We start from the raw sequence: 15,493 nt of genomic DNA, 5'->3' as shown, positions 1-15,493 counted from the left end.
TTTCTAAGATCAATCGCTTCTTGTACAAGACCTGCTGCAGCATCAATCGCATCATCACGACCATTGCCATCTTCATCATTGACAGGCGGTAAAGTGATCTCAACGAGATCATCTAAGCGTGCACCCAGTGCGTCTTTGTCTGCTCCTTCTGGAAGTGCATCAACTTTCGCTTGTGCATCTTCTTTAGCAGTAAGCGCATCATCACGTGCTTGAGTCAGCTCAGCAAGTTCTGTTGGAGTGATTAACCCATCTGATTCTGCATCTGCTAGTGCTTGCTCTGCCTCAGCATATGCTGCTTCAGCCGCCTCTACTGCCTCTGTTGCTTCTTCAAGTGTAATATCTTCGCCGTCTGGTACGCCATCACCATCTGCATCATTGACTTCAGGTAAGTCAATATTTACAAGAGCATCTAGACGATCTTGTAAACCATCTTTAATCGCTCCATTTGGCAATACATTTACCTTATCTTGGGCAACTTCTTTTGCATCAAGTGCAGCCTGTACTTTCTGTTCAAGAATACTGAGTTCAAGCGGGTTAATTAAGCCATCTTTTTGAGCCAAAGCTAAATTATTAAGAGCTTCAGCATATTTAGCTTCAGCTGCTTCTACGGCTGACTGCGCTTCCTGAATCGCTTCTGGTAAGCCGTCTACTATGCCATCACCATCTGCGTCATTTACTTCAGGCAAACTTATGTCAGTCAGATCATCTAATCGATTTTGAAAGGCATCTTTCTGTTCCTGAACAAATTCAGGTAGAGCATTTACTTTACTTTGAGCAGTTGACTTAGCAATTTGTGCCTGCTCTAAAGCATTTTGTAAAGCATTAAGCTCTGTTGGATTAATTAATCCATCACGATTTGCAACAGTTAAAGCATTTTCAGCAGCTGCATACTTTGCTTCAGCTTCCGCAACAGCCAACTCTGCTTCAATGAGTGCTTCAGCGATATCATCTACGATACCATCATCATTTTCATCATTAATTTCAGGTAGGATGATATCCACTAAATCTTCAAGACGTTCCTGCAAAGCATCTTTTTGAGATTGAACTGATTCTGGCAATAAATTTGTTTTAGTTTCTGCTAAGGCTTTGGCACTCTCGAAAGCCTCTTTAGCTTGATCTAATTCCGCTCTTTCAGCAGGTGTAATCAGGCCGTTTTCATTCTTCTCTAAAATTAAATCTTTTAATGCTTCGTACGCTTGTTCAGCATTGGCTACAGCTTCTTCAGCATCTAGTAAAGCTTGCTCGAGATCGTCTGGTACACCATCACCATTTTGATCATTAATTGCTGGCAACGCTTCATCAACCAAATCATCTAGTCGATCTTGTAAATCAGATTTTGCCTCGCCATCTACCAAGTTATCGACTTTATCTTGAGCAGCATCTTTAGCATTCTTAGCATCTTGTAATGCTTCCTCTAATTCAGCTTTTTCCTCGGGAGTAATTAACCCATCATTTAATTTATCTTCAATCAAATCTTTAAGATCTTGATAAGCTTTCTCTGCATCATTAACCAGCTGTTTTGCTTGTTCTAATTCATCGTTAATTGGTGGTTCTGGTTCCGGCGATACAGAATTAGATTTTTTATCTGAATCACTCATATTATCTGCAATAGCAACTACTCCAGCAGCTAATCCCCCTGCAATTAACCATGGAGTTAACCCTGTCAAAGCTGTACTTGAGTTTCCAGCGATAAGTGCTGAAATATCATCAATTGGATAATATTTAATAGTCGAAGCTATTTCATTGGCAGCATCTGTGAACTCAACCCAATAAAGCTGACCATTGTCATTAAATAAAATATTATGACTATTTAAGGGATCGTCAAAATAACTTTCTACAACTAATTGTTCGCCATTTTTAAAATTAATAACTAAAGAATTTCCTTCTTTCTGAAAGTTTAAGACCTCTTCGATTGATGCATCAATTTTCACAATTGAGTTCTGGTTTAATACGATTTTATTAGCAGTAGTCTTTTCTAAAACCGCCCCATCGTTTTTTGATAATATTTCTAAATTTTTCATGACGTCACCCAGTATTATTAAGATATTCTTTAACCCTCTATTTTTTTAACAGATAGAAAATCAAAGTAAACGTCATAAAATGTCAGTCAAAATTTAACTAAATTAACAAATTTTTGTATTTACTCTTAATTCTTTATAAATATTTACAAGTATATGTTTTAAAAAGAAATAATATTTAGTGTTTTGTTCACCAACAAATTACATTTGTTTGATTCATATCACAAATATAATAAATATTGTAAACATATTATCGCTTATTAAATTTTAAGAGACTTTATAATTAATACAAAATTACTATAGTTTTTATTTAAAATTACAAAATAAAACCCCATGCAACATAAGTTTAATATCTGAAATATAAATATTATTGTTAATTATCAACAATTTAATTTTATAAATTTAAATATATTTCATAAAAATCATAAGCTTACCAGTTAATTTAAATTTAGATCATAATTAAGATTATTTGATATATTTTTATACAATTTCAATTTTGTTTTGATAAAAAAAAACATTGTCTAATTTTTCTTCATCATTTTTTTAATTTTTCTCCAATAAAATTTAAAACGAATTATATTTTTAGCTTCATTTTTAATAATTAAATTAAACTTAGTAATAAATTTTGGATCAAAAAAAGACCGAGATTTAAATCTCGGTCTTTTAGATTCATTGATATTTTAGTTTGGAATTCTTAAAACCTGTCCAGGGAAAATATCATCAGCATTTTTAAGTAATGGTCGGTTTGCTTCAAAAATTTTGTTGTACTGATTTGCATCACCATAAAACTCTTTAGAAATTTTTGAAAGATTATCCCCTGATTTTACTGTATAGAATTTACTTTCAGGCTCTGGAGATGAAACAGTAAGTTGGTCATCGACTTGAGCAACATGATCAATATTTCCCACAGCCAAGATGATCTTTTCACGATCTGCTTGAGTTTGCACTTGTCCTTTTACAGTCGCTAAATCACTGCTTGCATTATAAGTTACAGACAGTCCTGTTACTGGTAAGCCAAGTGATTTAATATGCCCCAATAATTTATTCGCAACTTCTTGAGCAGATGGCTCTGCTGGCGTTGCTGGTGTAGCTTGTTGCTCAGCTGGTGCGGTATTCTTTTTCCCAATACCTTTCACAAAATCAAAAAGACCCATTGTTATTCTCCTATTGTTATTTCAGTTTGGTGATCAAATAATTTAGATCCCTTAATTTTTATACAGAAGAACTATACCTAACGCCGTTATCTTTCTTAAACTTAAGGTAACTTAATGTAATATTGCAATTTAATCCTTAATAAAAAAAAGCCACCATAAAGGTAGCTTTTAAGTTCGAAAAGAACTGAATCTGATGATTAAGCTAATTTCTTAGTTACATAATCGATAGCAGATTGAACAGTTGTAATTTCGTTAGAGTCTTCATCAGGAATAGTAATGTCGAAATCATTTTCGAAAGACATTACAAGCTCAACTAGATCTAGAGAGTCAGCACCTAAGTCATCCATGAAAGATGCTTCGTTTTTAATCTCTTCAGCTTTTAAGCCAAGTTGTTCAGCTACTGCTTGTTTGATACGTTGTTCGATATCGCTCACAGGAATTCTCCTCATTGCTTGTGGCGGCGTATAATGCCTATAGTTTAATTGAATCTTGATATATTTGAAAGTTTATACATCGCATTACGCCATGTATAAACCGCCATTCACGTGTAATACCGTACCAGTAATGTAACTTGCTTTATCAGAAGCAAGGAAACTTACTGCATTTGCGATATCTTGAGGCTGACCAAAACGGTTCAATGCCACTTGATCACTCATTTTTTTCTGAATTTCATCACTTAACTGTTCAGTCATCTCAGTTGCAATAAATCCAGGCGCGATACTATTGACAGTAATTTGACGACTGCCCATTTCTTTAGCCAAACTGCGGCTAAAAGCTTCAATCCCAGCCTTCGCAGCTGAATAATTTGCTTGACCTGGATTTGCAAAATGCGCAACGACAGAACTAATATTGATAATTCGTCCAAATCTCGCTTTCGTCATACCTTTCAATACACGTTTAGAGAGACGGAACACTGCTTTAAGATGAATATTTTGGATATCATCCCAATCATCTTCAGACATACGAAGCAGTAGATTATCTTTTGTGATACCTGCATTATTCACAAGAACAAGTACAGGACCAAAACTTTGTTCAATATCTGTAATGAGTGCATCAATTGCAGCTCCATCACGAACATCGAGTACTTTTCCTGCACCATGTTCAGCAAATTGTGTAGATAATTTTTCAGCACCAGAATCAGATGTAGCCGTACCTACAACAAAAAAGCCATCTTCGATCAGCTGTTGTGCAATTGCAGCACCAATACCACGGCTTGCACCTGTCACTAACGCGACTTTACGTTCCTGCGTCATGCAATTTTCCCTTCTGCAACTAATACAGTATTTAAAGCATCTTCTAAACGAGATTTAGTATCTAAAGGCAATGCTTTTTCAACATGTGCTAGACGTTTTGCTAAATTTGTTAATACATTCCCAGGACCACATTCAACAACATAGCTCACATCTTGATCAGCCAATACTTGAAGTGTTTTAGTCCATTGGACAGACTGATAAAGTTGTGATGTCAACGCTGTACGCAATTCATCAACACTGTCAGCCACTTGTGCATTGACATTTTGAATCACTGGAATGCGAGGTAATTGAATATCAACATCTGCTAAAGCTTTGGCAAACTCTGCTGCCGCTGGCTTCATTAATGAACAATGTGATGGTACTGATACTGGTAACGCAATTGCTTTTGCACCTTGCTCTTTTACCAAAGCCATTAACGCTTCAACTCGTGCAGTATCACCTGCCACCACAACTTGACCCTGTGCATTATAGTTTGCAGCCTCCACCGAACCCTCACCTTGAGCGGAGACTTGAGCACACAGTTCTACAACCTTAGCATCATCAAGACCAAGAATCGCAGCCATAGCACCTTGACCCTGAGGGACAGCATCTTGCATCAACTTACCGCGTAAGTTCACCAATTTAACTGCATCTTTTAAACTTAAAGATTCTGCAGCAACCAATGCACTGTATTCACCCAGTGAATGTCCCGCTAAATATTTAGGAACGACACCACCAAGCTCTAACCATACACGCCATAAAGCAATGCTTGCTGTGAGCAGTACTGGTTGTGTAAATTCAGTTTGGTTTAACCCTTCACCACTTTGCGCAATGTGCCATAAATCAAAGCCGAGTGCTTCAGAAGCTTCAGCAAACGTTTCTTGCACACTACTAAACTGTTCTGCAAGCTCCGCTAACATTCCTGCTTTTTGAGAACCCTGTCCAGGAAAAACAAATGCAGTTTTGGTCGCAAGAACGGCTTGCTCGAGGCGTTTAGCAGACATATAAAAATCCTTTATTCAGAGCTTTGACTATTCAATTTTGATTCATTTCGATCATCTTGAACATCAAACTCAAGTCTTAACTGATTTGATGGAGCGAAATTTATCATTAAAAAAAAGCTTTGGTAATTGCCAAATACAACAAAAAATAGAAATAAAAAAAGGGAGCTTACGCTCCCATTTTTTCTACTAAGCTTGACGCTTAATACATCACCAATTATTCAGCATCAGCTGCTTTAGCGAATAATTGACGACCACGGTAGACACCATCTTTAGTTACGTGGTGACGACGGTGAGTTTCACCAGTCGTTTGGTCTACTGTTAATGCATTCTCGGTTAAAGCGTCATGTGAACGGCGCATGTCACGGCGAGAGCGACTTTTACGGTTTTGCTGAACGGCCATGATGGCTCCTTACAAAGATCGAAAAAATGGATCAGAACAAATTCGATTGTCTTATACCTAAGAGTATAACACAAAAATTAGTTAAGTTTACCCTTCAAAGCTGCCAAAACACCAAACGGATTATCTCGTTTTTCTTCAACAACTTCTTCTTGGGCAGGTTGATGCTTATGCTCACAAGACTCATGTCTTGGTGACAAAGGAATCAACAATAACAATTCATCTTCTATGAGAGAAAGTAAATCAGCGGTTGCAGGTGCATCAAATGAACCTTTTGTCGTTGCTTCACTCTCACCTAAGACGATGAAATCAGCATCCTCATCCAAGCGCTCTATCAGTGACTCATCATCGACTAAAGCCAGATGAAAGTCCAATTCGAGAGGTAATTCAACAGTATCCAAACAACGTTGGCATTCCATTGGAACCTTCGTTTCAACACTACCATCAAGCCAAACGATACGATGATACGCATCCATTGATAGCTTACAGTCTATATTGATCAATTGATTATCAATTGACCCAACAGCTTCACGGGATATACGAACAAAGCGCGACAATGGCAGTGTACCTGACCATGTGAAGCCCTGTTCAGCCCATTTAAACGGCTCAATCTGTGCCGGAAAGGTATTTGCTGACATAATTAAGGCGGCAATTCTACAAATTCATAAGTACTCTGTCAAAGATTAAGATACAATTTTGCACTTATTCAGACAGATCATTTGGGTTAATCAAGTCATGCATCAGTTGCAGCCGCAACCTGAAGTCACAACTTCATTACAGTTACACTATCCTTCGACCTCAAATTTGACCGATCACTTAGACCGCGTGCAACTCGCACCTTGGGTAAATCTGCAAACAGAAGCTCAACAGGTAGACTGGCTTATCTTACACTTTAATCATTGGTTTTCCCACTTAAATGTCACATTAGTCAAAGGCGACTTTGAACCTGAATACTTCCCTGCCTCAGACCAACAACCCGCTCGCATCCAATTCGCACATGGATTTTTCAATAGTGCTTTACATGAAATAAGTCATTGGACAATCGCAGGAGATCATCGTCGCACTCTTCCTGATCTTGGCTACTGGTATGCGCCAGATGGTCGAACCGCTGAACAACAAGCCCTATTTGAACAAGTCGAAATTAAACCTCAAGCAATTGAATGGATGTTTGCCACAGCCTTTGGTCGAAAATTCCGCGTTTCACTTGACAATTTAACGGGTGAAGGTGGTGATGGGCAGTTTTTTAAAGACAATGTTTATGCTCAAGTACAACGCTATTTTTCAGGTGAAGCTGAGCTTCCAAGAGATGCTCAATACTTTATTCAGTGCATCTGTAAGTGTCTCAGAAGTGGCAAAACATTACATTTGGATGAATTTTCTCGTGCATCGCTAGATTAAGTCTAGTAAATATATATTCATGACATTGAAGTGCATGTCTATGCACGCAATAATACGAAAAAATAATCAGGAGAAAATAAAATGCTTCATTTAAGAGTACATCCTGACAATCCACAATCTCGACTTATTACTCAAGCAGTAGAAAGAATACGTGCAGGCGATGTCGTGGTTTATCCAACAGATGCGGCCTATGCCATCGGATGCCAAATTGGTAATAAGCAAGCAATGGAACGAATTGCTCAAATCCGTGATCTTGGTGCTAAGCATCAATATGCGATCTTATGTGCGGATCTCTCAGATATTGCAACGTATGCAAAAGTGGATAATGCAACTTATCGTCTGCTTAAAAATAATACACCTGCGATTACCACCTTTATTTTGCAAGCGACAAGTGAAGTCCCTCGTCGCTTGATGCACCCCAAAAAGAAAACCATTGGTTTACGTGTACCGAGCAACCCAGTCTGTCAAATGCTTCTTAAAGAGCTGGGTGAGCCTTTACTCACCAGCACCCTGATTCTTCCAGGTCAAACTGAGCCTTTGGATGATCCATATGAAATAGAACAACAATTAAGTAAAAGAATTGATGTTTTTATTGATAGTGGACTTGGTACATTAACCACAACAAGTATTGTTGATCTCTCAGGAAGTCAACCTGAAATTATACGCCGTGGCGTGGGTGATGTGAGTGCTTTTGAGTAAAATGCCTCACCATTCATCTCGCTTTATTTAATTTACGCTGATTTTTCGTTATAAAATGCTTGGAGGGTCTTTATTTGTAGACCCTCTTGCGTAAAGTTGCTTGGTTCAAGCCAAGCTAAATAACTTTCTTTTAAAGTCAGCCACTCTTCATCCAACATTGAAAACCAAAGCGTGTTTCGGTTTCTTCCCTTGACCACTTTATGTTGTCTAAACATTCCTTCATATTGAAAACCGAATCTTAGTGCGGCTTTTTTGGAAGCTAAGTTCAACTCATGACACTTCCACTCTATACGCCTAAATCCTAAAGTAAAACACTCATTCAACAGTAAAAATAATACTTCTGTAGCAGCTCTAGACCGTTTTAAATCTGCTGAGAAGTATACATTCCCAATTTCAACCACTCCATCATCCAACCCGATATTCATCAATGCGATCCACCCCACTGGTTTTTTCGCTATGCGAATAACATAATAAATATTCCCTTGTGTACCAAATTGCGATGAGAATTTATATGACAAATCTTCAATCGAAGTTGGCGCATCGTAAGGCAAATACGTAAAGCTTGAAATAAACTCATCTGTAATCTTGAGTGGGAATAGATCTCTTGCAAGCTCTTCAATATTTTGAATTAAATTTAAGGGATATAAATTTACATACGTTCCACTCAACGCTTTGAATGAGTCTATAGAGTGAGTATTTGAGTGAACTTTTATACCTACACTTTGTTCATATACATTTTGTTCTACTTTTTGAAAATTATTCATACTGTTTTACTTCTCGTCGAATACACGCCAACAATGAATACCAGTTTACATTTATAAGTTAAAACACCAAATACATCTATATAACCTTAAAAAATACTACCTATTTATTTCAAATTTTTTATCGTAAAACTGCGGATAAAGATATATTCAGCACTCGATTTAATTTAGAATACCCATATTGTTTATTGTTTTTATGCTATTCGAATCACTGTCCTTTTACTGATTTCGATATGTGATCTCCTGAATCGCCCAACATGCTTTTGAAAATTCGCGTGGCTAATAATTGTAATGACTCAAGCTATCCATAATCCCATGGACGCACTTCCACACATCCGTGTTTTAGATGAGTGGCAAGATACGATTCCTGAAGATTTATATATACCGCCTGCAGCATTCGAAATTCTATTAGAACATTTCGAAGGACCACTCGACTTTTTAATTTACCTCATCCAAAAAAACGGTTTCGATCTACTTCAGCTCGATATAGCTCCGATTGCAACGCAATATTTGTCATATATTGACAGTATGAAGTCACTCAATATTGAGTTGACCGCAGATTATATGGTGATGGCGGCTTTATTAGCAGATTTAAAATCACGCTTACTGCTGCCTAAACCTAAATCAATTCAAATTGAAAAAGATCCAAAACAAGAATTAATAGATCGTTTAGAGACATATTTAAGGATCAAGCAAGCTGCTGAGCGTCTCGGTCAAATGCCTATTTTGGACCGTGATACTTTTCTACCCAACGTTAGCCTTGGACAAATTAATACAGTAAATGAAGGTTATGAAGCCTCTCTTCTGCGCGATGCTATGTTTTGTATTTTTAATCGCCCAGAGCCTGTTACACACCAGATTACTCAAGAACCTGTTTTGCTTGAAGAACGTATTGCCTATATTGAACAGATGACAAAATCAGGTGAGGTTTTGAAATTTGATCAACTTTTAAAACCAAGTCAAGGTCGTATGGGGTTAGTGGTGACGTTTATGGCAATATTAGAGCTAACACGTCAGCAAAAAGTTCAAATTATTGCATCAGGTATTGAAGCCCCGCTGGCAATTCAAGGGGTAATGATATGACCATTGATCAATCAAACTCCTTTCAAGTTGATGAGTTACACCACGAAGTGCTCATGCAGCTCGAAGCTATTATTTTTGCCAGTGAAGCGCCTGTTTCTATTGCACGCTTAAAAGAGGCATTTCAAAACCAATTTTCCAAACAACAACTGCGCGCCTATTTACAACAGCTTGCAGTGTTACAACACGGTCGTTCAATTGAGCTGACTGAAACAGCTCAAGGTTTTCGCTTTCAAGTTCGTGCTAAGTATCGACAAGTGATTGCACAAACTTGGCCAGAACGTCCAACTAAATTATCACCATCATTGTTAGAAACTCTAGCAGTGATTGCTTATCATCAGCCCGTTACCCGAGCCGATATTGAGCAAATTCGAGGAGTCACGAATAACAGTCAGCAACTCAGAACGTTATTCGATTGGAACTGGATTAAAGAGTCTGGTTTCCGGGAACTTCCAGGAAGACCCGCGTTGTTGGTTACAACGCCACAATTTTTAAATGCTTTTGGTTTAAGTGATTTAAATCAACTGCCTCCCCTACAGGATGCCAAGGAAGCTTTTATGGCATTGGATGCTCACGCACCCAAGTCGTAAATAGGTGAACTGTTGATGATTATTTCTAAGGTTATGCTGTTATGAGTGAAAAATTGCAAAAGGTATTGGCACGTGTAGGTTTGGGTTCTCGCCGCTATATGGAAGAAGTCATTGCTGCCGGTCGTGTTAGTGTCAACGGTCAAGTTGCTCAAGTAGGTGAACGTATCGAACCAACCGATGAGCTTCGTATCGATGGTCGTAAAGTACAGTTCCAAATTGAAGATGAAATCCGTCGTCGTGTATTGATTTACTACAAACCTGAAGGTGAAATCTGTTCACGTAACGACCCTGAAAATCGCCCAACTGTATTTGATCAATTACCATCAATTCCGGGTGATCGTTGGGTCATGGTTGGTCGTTTAGATATCAACTCAACAGGATTATTACTTTTCACAAACGATGGCGAGCTTGCAAACCGCTTAATGCATCCATCTAGTGAAATTGAACGCGAATACGCTGTACGTGTGATGGGTGAAGTGACCCCTCAACTGAAAAAGAACATGACAGATGGTGTCATGCTCGATGATGGTCCAGCAAAATTTGAGTCATTCTCTGAAATTGGTGGTGAAGGGATTAACCGTTGGTATCAAGTGGTTGTAAAAGAAGGACGTAACCGTGAAGTACGCCGCATCTTTGAATCACAAGGTCTAAAAGTCAGCCGTCTATTACGTACACGTTATGGTACAGTCATTCTGCCACGTGAATTACGTACAGGTCGTTGGATTGAGCTTGATAAAAATGACATTGATAACTTAACTAAGTCTGTTGAGCTCAAACCACGTCAAGGTACTGGTCTTTACGGTATGGCGAAACGCCGCAATGAACGTATGCAAGAGAAACCACTTGCAGCACGTCGTGGTGGTTATTTACGCCAACAACGCCGTGACGAAGGCGAGCATCAAGAACCACGCCGTGACTTCCGTCAAGGTGGTGCTGATCAAAGCCGCAGTGATAATCGATTTAACAATCGCGCACCGCGTCAAGAAGGCTCAGAAAACCGTTTCAATGCACGTGCGCCACGTCAAGAAGGCTTTGAGAATCGATTCAACAATCGTGCCCCTCGCACTGAAAATCAGGATTTCCGCAATAAGCGTCCTGAAAACAAAGGTGAAGTAAACGGCAATTCTGTTGATTACAAACCACGTAATGAAAATAAATTTGGTCAACGCAAACCTTTTGGTATTAACAAAGGCTTTAAGAAGTTCTAATTTTTTAAATCCCTAAAAAAACCGCTCAATAGAGCGGTTTTTTTCATTTATTCAATAAAAGGAATATCAATCCATTTAGCAGATGGAAAATGTTGCGATAAATACTTTTTTAAGTAGGCAGATGTATCACGTGAAATAAGCTCATCGTCAGATTCAGCATTCAAATTATATGCTAGAGCATATAACTCAAGCCCACGATGCTTCAGTGCCTCTAAGCTCAACAAAGTATGGTTGATGCTTCCCAAACGCCCCGAACTCACCAAAATTATGGGATATTTTTTATCCACTAAATAATCAATGGTTAAATATTGTGTTGTTAGAGGGACCATCAAGCCACCCGCCCCTTCAAGCAAAACAACTTCATATGAAGAGGACAACTGTTGAGTCGCTTGTTCAATTTTAGCGAAATCAATACTTCGCCCATCTATACGTGTCGCTAAGTGAGGCGATGCAGGATAACTGAAAATTTCAGGCATAGTGAGTTTTTGAGTATCTTCCTCTAACCAACCACATCCCATAATTTCACGATGTTTTTCAATATCTTCAGAAACATCCACATTACCCGTTTGAATTAATTTCTGAGTAATGACATTCCGCCCTTGTTCACGCCAATTTTTTGCTAAATAACCAGTGACGTATGTTTTTCCAATTCCAGTATCAATACCGCTCACAAAGTAGATTTGAGCACTCATGAAATACTCCGTGCGATAAAAAATATAGGGTGATACGTTAAAGGATATACAAGATTTTCTTGTTCATCAGTCGCAATAAATTGTCGGTAAGCTAGATAAAATTGATTCAAACTTTCCTTCGTCCAACGAAACCCCTGTGAGGTTGCCGTCACACCTGTGGCCTGTAAATGTTTTAGGACCAATTTTGGGTGCGCGAAGTGTAATTGAGCCAATTGTTGTTCACAGTGCATCACTTCAAATCCGTTCTGCTCTAGTAAGCTTTTAATTTGGCTTTGATCAAAATATTTTAATCCTTGTCCAGTTAAGGATTTAATTTCTTTTAAGTTCTGAGGCCCATAAGTTGAAAAGCAAAAATAACCATTGGGCTTTAAAGCCGAATGAATTTTCTGTATCAATCTTTCAAACTCAGACATCCACTGTAATGCAGAGCTTGAGGTACATAAATCAAGGTCTTTGGGTAACTCAATTTTTTCGACATCACCAATACGCCACTCGACAGGCTGATGATGACTGATGGTATGCTCAACATCAGCATATAAATCATTCAAAATGACTTGATCCATTTTAAAATAATGAAGCATCTCTTGAGTTAGATTTCCAGTTCCACATCCAATTTCAAATACTTTAGCAAGCTCAGAAGATGAAACATAAAGACGCATCAGCTCGCTTAAATGCTTCGCTACATTTTGTTGAATACGTGCCTGATCTGCATAAGTCCAATGCGATTTTGCAAATCGAGTAGCAATCATTTCTTTTTGAATAAATTTCTTCAACATAGAGTCATTCATAATTGTTCTTTCAACCGCTCCAATTCATCTTGATTCAGCTGAGAATTCATACAAATTCTCAGGCGTGAACTTCCTTGTGGAACCGTTGGTGGCCGAACCGGCAAAATATAAAAACCAGATTGTTGTAATTGTTGTGCGCGCTCAAGTGCACGCTGAGAATCACCTAAAATTAAAGGAATAATCTGCGAGCTTGAAGGACATTCGTAACCTTGCTCAAGAATATATTGACGCAGTTGCAGACTCAAATCACTTAAATGAGCACGTTGCTCCTGCATTTTTTTCATTTTATTCCAAATAAAATGCGTCCAAGCCATGTTGATGGGTGGTTGTGCGGTACTAAAAATCAAAGAGCGCATTTTGTTGATTAAATAATCTTTTAAGATTGGATGACACACAATGTATCCACCAACAGATGCGAGTGCTTTCCCAAATGTTCCGACCAAGAAATCGATATCATCTATGACAGCATATTGTTCAGCGCAACCGAGTCCTTGCTTCCCCCGAACACCAATAGCATGTGCTTCATCTACATATAACATGATTTTACTGAACTGATATTTCAGACTCACCAACGCAGTTAAATCAGTTTCATCACCATCCATACTAAAAATTGATTCAGTTACCACAATGATTCTTTGATACAAGGGATCATCATGATATTGCTCGATCAATTGCTTTAAATGAAGCAGATCATTATGTCGATAACGTATCAGCTTCGCTTTACTTAAGCGAATCCCATCAATCATGCTGGCGTGAATCAATTTATCCGAAAGAATTAAAGTTTGACTATCAGCAATCGCAGGCAGAATACCAATATTCATGTGATAGCCACTGTTGAATAACAGAACTGCCCTTTGATTGAATAATTGACTCATGTCATATTCAAATTGCTCATATTCAGGATAATTTCCTGTGAGTAACCTTGAAGATGAAGAGCTCATTCTTTTTGAATCTGCTGAACAGTGATCAAAAAATGCTTCTCTTATTTGTAGATCTGACGCAATCCCTAAATAATCATTACTCGAAAGATTCAACATTCTCTGTTGCTGAAACTCAACCCATTTTCCATACTGAACGATGGATTTAAACTGCCGAAAATTTCCAGTTTGTTTTAATGAGTCTAACTGCTCTGCGTAGTGATCCAACAGATTCATCTCATTTCCTCTGCAAGCTCCATCACAACACTCACCAACTGCGTTAGTAATTCAGTGAGTTCGACATCTGAAATCACAAAAGGCGGCATGACATAAACTAATTTTCCAAAAGGACGAATCCACACGCCTCGTTCTACGAAACGCTGTTGCAGCGTTTTCATATCAACATTTTGTTTAAGTTCAACAACACCGATAGCACCGAGCACACGAACATCTTGAATATGCGCTTGATCATCTAATCTATGTAAATAATGTTTTAGAATTTGCTCTATTCTTTGAATATTGGACTGCCAATCTTGTGACAATAAAAGCTCAGTACTCTTTAAGGCGACAGCACAAGCCAAGGGATTCGCCATAAATGTAGGTCCATGCATAAATACGCCAGCTTCACCAGAGCTGATCACTTCAGCGACATGTCGCGTGGTCAGTGTTGCAGATAAAGTCATATACCCACCGGTCAGCGCCTTACCAATACACATGATGTCTGGTTCAACTTGAGCGTGTTCCCAAGCAAATAATTTACCTGTTCGTCCAAACCCCGTGGCAATTTCATCAAATATCATTAACACCTGATATTGATCGCATAGCCTCTTGGCTTCGCGTAAATATTCAGGATGATAGAAACGCATGCCTCCAGCACCTTGCACAATCGGCTCAATAATCATGGCAGCGATAGTGGCATGATGGTTTTTTAAAGTTTCTGCCAATACAAGAGTATCTGCTGGATTCCAATCTTCATCAAATCGAGTCTGCGGTGCAGGAACAAAATAACGAGAAGGCAAGCTAGAACCAAAGACCTGATGCATCCCTGTGACGGGATCACAAACTGACATTGCATTCCATGTATCACCATGATAACCAGAACGCGTCGTGATAAAACTGGTTTTATCTTTCTTATCTTGTGCGGTCCAATATTGAACTGCCATTTTCAATGCGACTTCAACGGCGACAGAACCTGAGTCCGCATAGAATATTTTATCTAATTGAGGTGGGGTAATTTTTAATAACGTTTTCCCTAATTCAATCGCAGGATCATGAGTAAGCCCACCAAACATAATGTGTGACATGTGCTGCAATTGATCCGACACAGCTTGATTAAGTTGAGGATGGTTATACCCGTGAATGGCACACCACCAAGATGACATACCATCAATGAGTTGACGACCATCTTCAAGTTCAATCATCACCCCTGTAGCCTTTTTCACTTTATATGTCGGCAGTGGGTTTAACATCGAAGTATAAGGGTGCCATAAGTGTGCTAAATCGAATTCGTCAACCATCCTGGAAGAATTTCCTTATTAATCTAAACAGAGCATAA

At 38.5% G+C, this 15,493-nt stretch carries 17 protein-coding genes; 5 read left to right on the top strand and 12 right to left on the bottom strand.

What is annotated here, in order from left to right; translation table 11 throughout:
* The 7 genes from AC1M9L_RS07305 to AC1M9L_RS07275 all read right to left on the bottom strand — a co-directional run.
* Positions 1 to 2,021, bottom strand: a 2,021-nt coding sequence (locus tag AC1M9L_RS07305; RefSeq protein ID WP_481591755.1) for a GA-like domain-containing protein, incomplete at its 3' end; no start/stop codon positions are given.
* Between the two features lie 677 nt (positions 2,022 to 2,698).
* Positions 2,699 to 3,172: a peptidoglycan-binding protein LysM gene (gene lysM, locus AC1M9L_RS07300; protein WP_481590517.1), complete on the bottom strand. Its 474-nt coding sequence runs from the start codon at positions 3,170 to 3,172 to the stop codon at positions 2,699 to 2,701.
* Positions 3,173 to 3,369: 197 nt separating this feature from the next.
* Positions 3,370 to 3,606, bottom strand: a complete 237-nt coding sequence (gene acpP, locus AC1M9L_RS07295) for an acyl carrier protein (protein ID WP_035269198.1) — start codon at positions 3,604 to 3,606, stop codon at positions 3,370 to 3,372.
* Positions 3,607 to 3,690: 84 nt separating this feature from the next.
* On the bottom strand, positions 3,691 to 4,425 hold the full coding sequence (gene fabG, locus AC1M9L_RS07290; RefSeq protein ID WP_481589204.1) for a 3-oxoacyl-ACP reductase FabG: 735 nt from the start codon (positions 4,423 to 4,425) through the stop codon (positions 3,691 to 3,693).
* Positions 4,422 to 5,408, bottom strand: a complete 987-nt coding sequence (gene fabD / locus AC1M9L_RS07285) for an ACP S-malonyltransferase (protein ID WP_481591754.1) — start codon at positions 5,406 to 5,408, stop codon at positions 4,422 to 4,424. The genes fabG and fabD overlap by 4 nt, the downstream gene beginning before the upstream one ends.
* A gap of 214 nt (positions 5,409 to 5,622) precedes the next feature.
* Positions 5,623 to 5,808, bottom strand: a complete 186-nt coding sequence (gene rpmF, locus AC1M9L_RS07280; RefSeq protein ID WP_035269206.1) for a 50S ribosomal protein L32 — start codon at positions 5,806 to 5,808, stop codon at positions 5,623 to 5,625.
* A gap of 77 nt (positions 5,809 to 5,885) precedes the next feature.
* Positions 5,886 to 6,443: a YceD family protein gene (locus AC1M9L_RS07275; RefSeq protein WP_179999015.1), complete on the bottom strand. Its 558-nt coding sequence runs from the start codon at positions 6,441 to 6,443 to the stop codon at positions 5,886 to 5,888.
* 97 nt (positions 6,444 to 6,540) lie between these two features.
* Between AC1M9L_RS07275 and AC1M9L_RS07270 the strand changes: the two genes are divergently transcribed.
* A complete protein-coding gene (locus AC1M9L_RS07270; protein WP_481591753.1) occupies positions 6,541 to 7,203 on the top strand; it encodes an elongation factor P hydroxylase in 663 nt (220 codons plus the stop codon).
* A gap of 81 nt (positions 7,204 to 7,284) precedes the next feature.
* The gene (locus tag AC1M9L_RS07265) at positions 7,285 to 7,902 is read left to right on the top strand and encodes an L-threonylcarbamoyladenylate synthase (protein WP_035269212.1); all 618 of its coding nucleotides are present in this window, start codon (positions 7,285 to 7,287) and stop codon (positions 7,900 to 7,902) included.
* A gap of 32 nt (positions 7,903 to 7,934) precedes the next feature.
* On the opposite strand, the gene AC1M9L_RS07260 is transcribed toward AC1M9L_RS07265, so the two are convergent.
* Complete coding sequence (locus AC1M9L_RS07260) at positions 7,935 to 8,666, bottom strand: GNAT family N-acetyltransferase (RefSeq protein WP_481591752.1); 732 nt, start codon at positions 8,664 to 8,666, stop codon at positions 7,935 to 7,937.
* A gap of 288 nt (positions 8,667 to 8,954) precedes the next feature.
* Here AC1M9L_RS07260 and AC1M9L_RS07255 point away from each other — a divergent pair, with 288 nt between their 5' ends.
* Genes AC1M9L_RS07255 through rluB form a run of 3 tightly spaced genes read left to right on the top strand, consistent with a single transcriptional unit; the run spans position 8,955 to position 11,541 of the window.
* Positions 8,955 to 9,746 carry a segregation and condensation protein A gene (locus AC1M9L_RS07255; protein WP_035269217.1) on the top strand — a complete coding sequence of 264 codons (792 nt, stop codon included), beginning with the start codon at positions 8,955 to 8,957 and terminating at the stop codon, positions 9,744 to 9,746.
* Positions 9,743 to 10,333: an SMC-Scp complex subunit ScpB gene (gene scpB / locus AC1M9L_RS07250; protein ID WP_035269219.1), complete on the top strand. Its 591-nt coding sequence runs from the start codon at positions 9,743 to 9,745 to the stop codon at positions 10,331 to 10,333. The genes AC1M9L_RS07255 and scpB overlap by 4 nt, the downstream gene beginning before the upstream one ends.
* A 41-nt stretch (positions 10,334 to 10,374) precedes the next feature.
* Positions 10,375 to 11,541, top strand: a complete 1,167-nt coding sequence (gene rluB / locus AC1M9L_RS07245; RefSeq protein ID WP_081403293.1) for a 23S rRNA pseudouridine(2605) synthase RluB — start codon at positions 10,375 to 10,377, stop codon at positions 11,539 to 11,541.
* 47 nt (positions 11,542 to 11,588) lie between these two features.
* Here the strand turns inward: rluB and bioD are convergent, their stop codons facing one another.
* The 4 genes from bioD to bioA are packed head-to-tail and all read right to left on the bottom strand — an operon-like array spanning position 11,589 to position 15,455.
* The gene (gene bioD / locus AC1M9L_RS07240) at positions 11,589 to 12,233 is read right to left on the bottom strand and encodes a dethiobiotin synthase (RefSeq protein WP_481591751.1); all 645 of its coding nucleotides are present in this window, start codon (positions 12,231 to 12,233) and stop codon (positions 11,589 to 11,591) included.
* On the bottom strand, positions 12,230 to 13,021 hold the full coding sequence (gene bioC, locus AC1M9L_RS07235) for a malonyl-ACP O-methyltransferase BioC (protein ID WP_481591750.1): 792 nt from the start codon (positions 13,019 to 13,021) through the stop codon (positions 12,230 to 12,232). Before bioC ends, bioD begins: the two co-directional genes overlap by 4 nt.
* Positions 13,018 to 14,175, bottom strand: a complete 1,158-nt coding sequence (locus AC1M9L_RS07230; RefSeq protein ID WP_481591749.1) for an 8-amino-7-oxononanoate synthase — start codon at positions 14,173 to 14,175, stop codon at positions 13,018 to 13,020. Before AC1M9L_RS07230 ends, bioC begins: the two co-directional genes overlap by 4 nt.
* On the bottom strand, positions 14,172 to 15,455 hold the full coding sequence (bioA, locus tag AC1M9L_RS07225; RefSeq protein WP_481591748.1) for an adenosylmethionine--8-amino-7-oxononanoate transaminase: 1,284 nt from the start codon (positions 15,453 to 15,455) through the stop codon (positions 14,172 to 14,174). The genes AC1M9L_RS07230 and bioA overlap by 4 nt, the downstream gene beginning before the upstream one ends.
* Positions 15,456 to 15,493 lie beyond the last annotated feature (38 nt).

Source organism: Acinetobacter sp. ANC_7511, from assembly GCF_056779975.1.
The sequence above is the reverse complement of the archived record's forward strand: the minus strand, read 5'-3'. Positions and strand labels throughout refer to the sequence as shown.